The organism is Nevskiales bacterium (assembly GCA_035574475.1).
Classification (GTDB): domain Bacteria; phylum Pseudomonadota; class Gammaproteobacteria; order Nevskiales; family DATLYR01; genus DATLYR01.
The window spans coordinates 1-8,313 of record DATLYR010000176.1 but is presented as its reverse complement, the minus strand read 5'-3'; the positions used below and the strand labels follow the sequence as shown (position 1 = coordinate 8,313).

The 8,313-nt window shown below is 68.3% G+C and carries 8 protein-coding genes; 4 read left to right on the top strand and 4 right to left on the bottom strand.

Annotation, left to right across the window (positions count from 1 at the left end; all coding sequences use genetic code 11):
* Positions 1–949: mercury(II) reductase (locus tag VNJ47_10730; GenBank protein HXG29306.1), on the top strand; the 949-nt coding region annotated here is incomplete at its 5' end.
* Positions 950–1,005: 56 nt separating this feature from the next.
* On the opposite strand, the gene VNJ47_10725 is transcribed toward VNJ47_10730, so the two are convergent.
* From VNJ47_10725 to VNJ47_10715, 3 genes are all read right to left on the bottom strand, one after another.
* Positions 1,006–1,551, bottom strand: a complete 546-nt coding sequence (locus tag VNJ47_10725; protein ID HXG29305.1) for a L,D-transpeptidase family protein — start codon at positions 1,549–1,551, stop codon at positions 1,006–1,008.
* Complete coding sequence (locus tag VNJ47_10720) at positions 1,535–2,155, bottom strand: hypothetical protein (protein HXG29304.1); 621 nt, start codon at positions 2,153–2,155, stop codon at positions 1,535–1,537. The genes VNJ47_10725 and VNJ47_10720 overlap by 17 nt, the downstream gene beginning before the upstream one ends.
* Positions 2,156–2,314: 159 nt before the next feature.
* Positions 2,315–4,483 carry an acetyl-CoA hydrolase/transferase C-terminal domain-containing protein gene (locus VNJ47_10715; protein HXG29303.1) on the bottom strand — a complete coding sequence of 723 codons (2,169 nt, stop codon included), beginning with the start codon at positions 4,481–4,483 and terminating at the stop codon, positions 2,315–2,317.
* Positions 4,484–4,720: 237 nt separating this feature from the next.
* Here VNJ47_10715 and VNJ47_10710 point away from each other — a divergent pair, with 237 nt between their 5' ends.
* A complete protein-coding gene (locus tag VNJ47_10710) occupies positions 4,721–5,911 on the top strand; it encodes an acyl-CoA desaturase (GenBank protein ID HXG29302.1) in 1,191 nt (396 codons plus the stop codon).
* A gap of 7 nt (positions 5,912–5,918) precedes the next feature.
* Positions 5,919–6,122 carry a 4-oxalocrotonate tautomerase family protein gene (locus tag VNJ47_10705; protein HXG29301.1) on the top strand — a complete coding sequence of 68 codons (204 nt, stop codon included), beginning with the start codon at positions 5,919–5,921 and terminating at the stop codon, positions 6,120–6,122.
* 1 nt (position 6,123) lies between these two features.
* On the opposite strand, the gene VNJ47_10700 is transcribed toward VNJ47_10705, so the two are convergent.
* Positions 6,124–7,446, bottom strand: a complete 1,323-nt coding sequence (locus VNJ47_10700) for an MATE family efflux transporter (protein ID HXG29300.1) — start codon at positions 7,444–7,446, stop codon at positions 6,124–6,126.
* Between the two features lie 107 nt (positions 7,447–7,553).
* Here VNJ47_10700 and VNJ47_10695 point away from each other — a divergent pair, with 107 nt between their 5' ends.
* Positions 7,554–8,312, top strand: coding sequence for an enoyl-CoA hydratase/isomerase family protein (locus tag VNJ47_10695; protein HXG29299.1), 759 nt, complete (start codon positions 7,554–7,556; stop codon positions 8,310–8,312).
* The last annotated feature ends 1 nt before the right edge of the window (position 8,313 follow it).

The window sequence follows — 8,313 nt, the reverse complement described above, 5'->3', positions numbered from 1 at the left end:
CCCGCCGATTCCCGGCCTCAAGGACACGCCTTACTGGACGTCCACCGACGCGCTCGCCAGCGACACGATCCCGGCCCGTCTGGCCGTGATCGGCTCGTCGGCGGTCGCCGTGGAACTGGCGCAGGCCTTCGCGCGCCTGGGCAGCCGCGTGACGATCCTGGCGCGCAGCACGCTGTTCTTCCGCGAAGACCCCGAAGTCGGCAAGGCGCTGACGGCCGCCTTCCGCGCCGAAGGCATCGAGGTGCGGGAGCACACCCAGGCGAGCCGGATCGCGCATACGGACGGCGAGTTCGTGCTGACGCTGCCGGATGGCGAGCTGCGCGCCGACCGCTTGCTCGTCGCCACCGGCCGCGCGCCCAACACTCGCGATCTCAACCTGGACGCCGCCGGCGTGAAGCTGAACGCGCAGGGCGCCATCGTCGTGGACCCGACGATGCGCACCAGCAGCCCGGACATCTACGCCGCCGGCGACTGCAGCGACCAGCCACAGTTCGTCTATGTCGCTGCCGCAGCCGGCACGCGCGCGGCCATCAACATGACCGGCGGCGAGGCCGCGCTCGATCTGTCGGCGATGCCGGCGGTGGTCTTCACCGACCCGCAGGTCGCCACCGTCGGCTACAGCGAAGCCGAAGCGCATCACGACGGGATCGAGACCGACAGCCGCCTGCTCACGCTCGACTTTGTTCCGCGTGCGCTGGCCAACTTCGACACACGCGGCTTCATCAAGCTGGTCGCGGAAGCCGGCACCCATCGCTTGATCGGCGTGCAGGCGGTCGCGCCCGAAGCCGGAGAACTGATCCCGTCCGCAGCGCTCGCGATCCGCCATCGCATGACGGTGGAAGAGTTGGCCGACCAACTGTTCCCCTATCTGACGATGGTCGAAGGTCTGAAGCTCGCGGCGCAGACCTTCACCAAAGACGTGAAGCAGCTGTCCTGCTGCGCGGGCTAGCCACCGCGGGGGCCGTCATGGCCCTGACGGGCGCCCATGCAGCCCGTAGGGTGTGATTAAGGCAGGATCTCGATCGGCGTGTCGTCCGGCACCAGAGCGTAGACCATACGCATGTGCCGGTTGCCGAGTGCGATGCAGCCGTCGGTCCAGTCCTTGAGCGGGAAGAATTCGTCCGGGCCGTGGTACCAGTTCGGCAGCCCGTGGATCATGATGTTGCCACCCGGGTCCACGCCGCGCTTTTCGGCCTCGTTGCGGTCCACCGCGTTCGGATAGGACACGTGCAGGGCGAGATGGAAGGCGCTGTCCGGCTTGCGGTAATCCAGCACGTAGCGGCCTTCCGGCGTGCGCGAGTCGCCGACCCGCTGCTTGTGGCCCTGCGGGTTCTTGCCCAGGCTGACGGGGTACTCGGCCAGCACCGTGTCGCCCTTGTACAGGTACAGGCGCCGTTCGGCCTTCTTCACCACCACGCGGTCGGCGAACACCGGCACCACGGTCGGGTCGAAGGCCCGCGCCTGCAGCGCCGCCAGTATCAGGATCAGCGCCGCTACGGCGAGTCGCCTGCGCCGGAAAGGTCTGCCGTGCGAGTCACCACCAACCGTCATCCTGTTCCTCCAGTTCCGCACGGCAGCGCGACAGTTGCGCGTCGTAACGCTGCGCCTGGGCCTCGACCTTGCGCGCGACCTTGATCAGCCAGTCCTTTTTCTCGTAGCTGCGCCGCGAGTAGCCGCCCTGACCCTCGTGGTAGGCCAGGTACTGGTTGTAGGCGTCATGCTTGGCAATGCCCAGCTTGCGGTGGCTGACCGTGCAGTACCAGCCGATGAAATCGGTCACGTCGCCGAAATCATCACGATCGGCGCCTCGGTTGCCGGTCTCCTCGATGTACCAGTCCCAGGTGCTGTCCAGCGCCTGGCCGTAGCCATAGGCGTCCGACGGGCGCGTGGTGGGGATGATGCCGAGGAAGCGGCGCCGCGGCGGCTGGGCATCGGCGTCGAAGCCGGATTCCTGCCTGATGAAGGCCAGCTGCAGTGCGATGGGTACGCCCCATTTCTTTTCCGCGGCGCGCGCGGCCGGGTACCAGTCGTCCTTCTCCGCGAAGATGGCGCAGGCGTCGGACGGGCGCTCCGGCGGCTCGCCCGCGCCGCCGAACGTCGCACAGCCGCACAAGGGCAACAGCAGCACGGCCAGGCAGGGGCGGAAGTCCGGCATCATCGCGTCATAGACCGGCGAACCGTCGGTTCGGTTCGCAGGATGTTAACCCGAGGGCAGAGGCGTGGTCGTGTCCGCGGCCGCGCGGCATTATGAGATAGGGTCCGATTCGTCACCCCGGCCTGTGCCGGGGTGACGAAGGAATTGATCGGATGTTCCCTAAATCACCCCGTTCTGGCGCAGCTCGAGCACCAGCAGCCGCTGCACCAGCCGGTCCTTGAAACCCTCCGCACGCTCCAGCCGCAGGCGTTGCAGGTAAGGCCGCGCCGCCGCCGGGATGTCCCTGACCGTGTACGAATCGAGGATCGCGCGCCAGGGGAACTTCGCGCTGCCGACGCGCGCCTTGAGGCCGCGCAGCGCCTTGCCCAGCGCCAGCTCCTCGGCAGTGAAATCGCAGCCCAGCGGGAAGGCCGGGAAGCGCCCGGCCCGGCGATGAGGATCGAGCATCGCCGCCAGCCGCTCCGGCGTGTTGTGCCGGTGGACTTCGGGAATCTGGTAGTCGGACGGCAGCTTGCCGGCCTTTTTCGCCTGCGCCAGCAGGGTTGGCTGGAAGCGCGAGTCGGTGATGTTGAGCAGCGCCCTGGCCACCTCGCTGTCGGTTTTGCTGCGCAGCACGGCGATGCCGTACTCGGTGATGACGATATCGCGCAGGTGGCGCGGGATGGTGATGTGCCCGTAGTTGAACACGATGTTGGAGCTGGGCGGCGCGCCTTCCGCCTCGCGCCGGCTGCGGATCATCAGGATCGAACGGCCGGTGCGCAGCTGGTGCGCCATGGCGACGAAATTGTACTGGCCGCCGACGCCGCTGATCACCCGCCCATCGGCCAGCCCGTCCGAGACCACCGCGCCCGACAGCGTGCACATGATGCCGGTGTTCATGAAGCGCGCGTCGTGTCGCTGCAGGTGGTACAGCCGCGGGTTGAGGTCGAGCTGGTTGATCTTGTTGACGCCCGTCATGCAGATCAGGCGGCGCTCTTCCTCCGGCAGCTCGCGCAGGCCCTGGTAGAAGTCGTTGGGGCCCAGGAAGAAGCCGCCGTGCAGCACGATGCCGTTGCGCAGCTTCGCGCCCAGGCATTTGGCCGCGAGCGTCCGGCGCGACTCGGGGATGGCGAGGTTGGCCATGATGCGCTCGCCGTCCGGCGCGACGATGTGGCCGAGCTCGTAGCGGCAGTCGTCGCGGAACAGGCCATGGCGCTGCAAGACCTCGAAATCCTGCGTGCGGATCACGCGCACGCCCAGCGCCTCCATGCCGTCCAGCACCGCCGGCGTCAGCCGGTTCTCGTCCACCTTGCCCTCGCTGACCAGCTGCTGCAGCGCCCAGAAGTCATACACGCGGCGTTTGAGGACGCCGGCCCGGTACAGGTGTAAAAAACCGTCCACGAACATTTCGGTGGCACCGTAGAGCCCTTGCTCGAACGGCCCGGTGCCACCGATCTCGCGGATGATCCCGGCGGCCTGGTCGGTGATGCCGCAGTCGGCCAGGGCCTTGCGGTAGACCTCATTGTGCTGGTGGCGCAGGAGGGTCGAGTACACGATGGCGTCGCCCAGCGCCCCGATGCCGATCTGCAGCGTGCCGCCGTCGCGGATCAGGGCGCTGGCCTGCAGCCCTATCAGGTAGTCGGCCGTCTCCACCGCCAACTTCGGCGTACCGAACAGCTGCGTGTGGTAGCGCGGCTGGTCCAGCACGATGTCGAACGATTCCGGCGCCACCTCGGCGTCGTGCGCCATGTAGGGCAGTTGCTGGTTGACCTGCGCCACCACCACGTGCGGGCGGTCGCTGGCGCGCAGCATGGCGATCAGCTCCGGCGCGGTGTCGGGGTTGCAGGATAGGCTGTAGCGCGTGCCTTCGGGCGTGTCGCGCCGCGCCACCAGCGACGCGGCCACGTTGCAGCCCTGCGCGAACACGTCGCGCGCGGCGTGGCTGTAGTTGGAGCTGATGTAGTGCTGCTGCGCGTGCGGGTTGTTCAGCAGGCTGCCGGGTTTGAAGAAGAACTCGCAGATCTCGACATTGGGCGGCAGGCGGTTCTTGCGCAGGTCGGTCGCATAATCGAGGTCCGGGCAGTCGCCGAACACGCGTTGCACGAAGGGTTCGAGGAAGGCGCGCTCCAGCGGGCTCGAGCCTTCCGGTTTTTCCAGCGACAGCGCGGTCAGGATGCGCAGTTTCAGCGTCGGATCGGCCTTGGCGCGTGCGTACAGCGCGTTGATCAGCTGAACGGGCTTGCCCAGGCCCAGGGCCAGGCCGATCACCACGGTCTTGCCGACCCGCGCGAGGATCGCGTCCACGCAGGCCTCGACGTCGTCCAGGATGACGGGTGCGCTCCGGTTCATGCTCCCCCCTTGCAGCGGTGCCGTAGCCCGTCCGGGCCCCATCAGCCTACCGGGCCGCCGCGGACCGCGGTAGGGCGGTCAAGCAAATGTCATCAAATTTCACTAGCGTAGCGGCGCTAGGTCAGGCCCGGGTTTGCCGTTACAATCCGCGGGCCGAGCCCGAGCTGCATCCCGCGCGCAGGGGCTCGCGTACAACGGACAAGCCCGCACACGGGCGTTCATACTGGAGACTCCATCGTGGCTCTGATCAGCAACGAAATCCCCAACAACAGCGGTCCGCGCAGCGGCACGCAGTGGAGCACGCTGATCCCGTTCGCTTTGATGCATCTGGCGTGCCTTGCCGCCATCTGGACCGGCGTGACGGCCGAGGCGCTGGCCACCGCCGTGGTGCTGTACGTGGTGCGCGTATTCGGCATCACCGGCGGCTTCCACCGCTATTTCGCACACCGTACCTACAAAACCGGACGCGTGTTCCAGTTCATCCTCGCCTTCCTCGGGATGGCCTCGATGCAGAGTGGCGTACTGTGGTGGGCGGCCAAGCACCGCGAGCACCATCGCGATTCCGACACCCCGGCTGACGCGCACTCGCCGCGCCACTACGGCTTCTGGGGCGCACACTGGGGCTGGATCTTCGACCGCTCGCGCTCCTACGCCGACTACGCGCGCATCCACGACTTCACCGTCTATCCGGAGATCGTGTGGCTGGACCGCAACCGCTTCCTGCCGGGCGGCTTGGTCGCGCTGATTTGTCTGGTGACCATGGGCCTGCCGGGGTTGGTGGTCGGCTTCGTCTGGAGCACGGTGGCGGTGTACCACGCCACCTTCATGATCAACTCGCTGGCGCACGTGTTCGGCAAGCAGCGCTACCTGACCGGCGACGACTCGCGCAACAACTGGCTGCTGGCGATCATCGCCATGGGCGAAGGCTGGCACAACAACCACCACTACTATCCGGGCGCGGCGCGCAACGGCTTCTTCTGGTGGGAGGTGGATGTCACCTATTACATCCTCAAGGGCCTGGAAAAGCTCGGCATCGTCTGGGACCTGCGCCAGCCGCCGCAGAGTATCCTGGCCGGCGAGAAGGCGCCGTCCAGCGCCATTCTCGACAAGGTCGCGCAGCACATCGCCGGCAGCGTCAACGTGGATGCGCTGGCGAGGCGGGTGCAGGCGCGCTGGGCCGAGCAGGGCCGGCGCATCGAGGAACTGCGTGCCGAGCTGCGCCAGCGCGCGCAGCAGGTCCGGGCCGACGCGGAAGCCTATCTGCACGAACTGGAACTGCCCGAACTGCCGAGCCTCGAGGAACTCAAGGCCAAGGCGCGCAAGAAGTTCGCCAATACGCCCTCGCTGGACGTGGCGGTCGAGCGCGCCCGTGCGCTGATCCACCGCGCCGTTTCGCACCGCCTGCTGGCCGAGCCGGCAGCGGCCTGAGGCGGATATGCCGTACGTCAACATCAAGATCACCCAAGAGGGCGCCACCGCGGCCCAGAAGCAGAAGCTGATCGAAGGCGTGACCGGCCTGCTGCGCGACGTGCTGGGCAAGAACCCGGCGACCACGGTGGTCGTGATCGACGAGGTCGCCACCGACAACTGGGGTGTCGGCGGCGAATCGGTGACCGAGCGCCGCAAGCGCGGCCTCTGAACTAGACCTTGATCGTCGCCCACTCGCGCCGGCGCCACAGCGCGATGAACAGCCCGGTCTGCAGCGCGCGGTAGCCGACGAACACCAGCCAGATCGCGAGCAGCCCGTGGCCCAGGCCTGGCCCCACCAGCCAGGCCAGCGGCAGGAACAGCAGCCACTGCAGGCCGACGCTGATGCGCATCACCGTGGCACTGGCACCGGCGCCGAGCAGGGCCTGCATCAGGATCAGGCCGATGCCGTCCAGCACCACGCCCAGGCCGATCAGCCGCAAGGGGATGTCGCCGAGCGCCAGCAGTTCCGGCTCGTGCAGGAACAGCCCGAGCAACGCCTTCGGGAACAGCAGCATGACCAGGCCCAGCACGGCGAAGATGTGCGCGCCAATGCGGCACACGTCCCAGGCCCAGCGGTAGGCGTCCTCCGGCTGGCCGCGACCGAGCGCCTGCCCGACCAGCGTCGCCGCCGCCAGGCCCAGCCCCATGCCCGGCAGCACCGCGACCAGCGTGATGTTGATCAGCACGTTGGTGACGGCGAGCTCCTGCGTGCCGACCTGGCCCACGATCCAGAACAGCACGGTGAAGCCGGCGGCGAAGAACAGCTGCTGCAGCGAGGACGGGATCCCCAGCCGCAGCAGCGACAGCAGCTGTTCACGCCCCGGCAGGTGATCCAGGAAGCCGGCCGGGCGCGCGAGCCGGTGGCCGTGCCAGAAGTAGATCGCGCTGCCGAGCCACAGGCTGGCGGCGGTGCCGATGGCCGCGCCGGTGGTGCCCAGCGCCGGCAATCCCAACTTGCCGAAGATCAGGCAGTAGTTCAGCGCGATGTTGACCGTGTGCATGGTCAGCAGCGTGGTGAAGTACAGCCGCGTGTTCTTGACCGCCGTCCAGTAGCCGCGGAAGGAGAAGTTCATGCCCACCGCGATGATGCCGAGCAGGCGGATCTGGAAATACGGCACGCCCTCGCGCAGCACCGCGGGATCGTCGTTCATCAGCCGCACGATGTCGGGCGCCAGCCAGAACAGCAGCGCGGTCAGCGGCAGCCCGATCAGCCAGCACAGGTACAGCCCGCCGTTGAGCGGCAGCGCGCTTTCGGCCTGCCGGCCTTCGCCGACGCGGCGCGCGGCGGTGGCCTGCACCGCCGAAGCCAGCCCGGCGATCGCGGCGAAGGCCATGAAGTTGAGGAAGCTGCCGATGCCCACGCCGGCCAGCGCCGCCGCGCCGAGCGTGCCGACCATCGCCATGTCCACCAGGTTGAGGATGTTCTGCGAGGTCATGCCGCCGATGGTCGGCAGCGCCAGCGCGAGGATCGTGCGGCGGCGGTCGGCGTTCATGGGCGCCGCGGGCGGGCGTGAGGAGGCATGCCGCACCGACTATACCGCCCGCCGCGTTACGCCGGCCAGATGCACGCGCTATGCTGGATACGGTTCAAGGGGACTCCATGCTCGACCGCATCGAACACGACAACGGCATTCTCGAACTGCGCCTGAACCGGCCGCCGGTGAATGCCATCGATCCCGCCCTGACCCAGCGGCTGCGCGGCGCGGTGTCGCAGGCCCCGCGCGATGGCGCCCGCGCGCTGGTGATCTCGGGCCGCGAGGGTATTTACTCCGGCGGGCTGGACCTGCCGTCCCTGCTGGCCCTGGATCCTGCCGGCCTGCAGGCGTTTTTCCGCGATTTCTTCACCCTGCTGCGTACGGTGGCGGCCTCCGAAATCCCGGTCGCGGCGGCGATCACCGGCCACAGCCCGGCCGGTGGTGCGGTGCTGTCCTGCTTCTGCGACTGGCGCGTCATGGCGGAAGGGCCCTACCGCTTCGGATTCAACGAAGTGGCGGTCGGGATCATCGTGCCGGTGTCAGTGCGGCGCGCGATCACGCGCATGGCCGGGGCCGAGGTGTCCGAGCGGCTGAGCGTGGAGGCACGGCTGATGAGCCCGGAGGACGCCCTGCGCCTGAACCTGGTGCACGAACTCGCGCCGCCGGCGGAGGTGGTGCCGCGCGCCCTGGCCTGGTGCCGCAGGATCCTCGCGCAGCCGGCGCGCGCCACCGCCATCATGCGCCGGCGCGCGCGCGAGGACCTCGTGGCCGGCTTCGACGGCCAGCTGGAGGAGGCCGAGACTTTCACCGACCTGTGGTTCGGCGAAGAGGGCCAGCAGACGCTGCGCGCCATGGTGGAGAAGCTCAAGAGCCGCGCCAAATGAG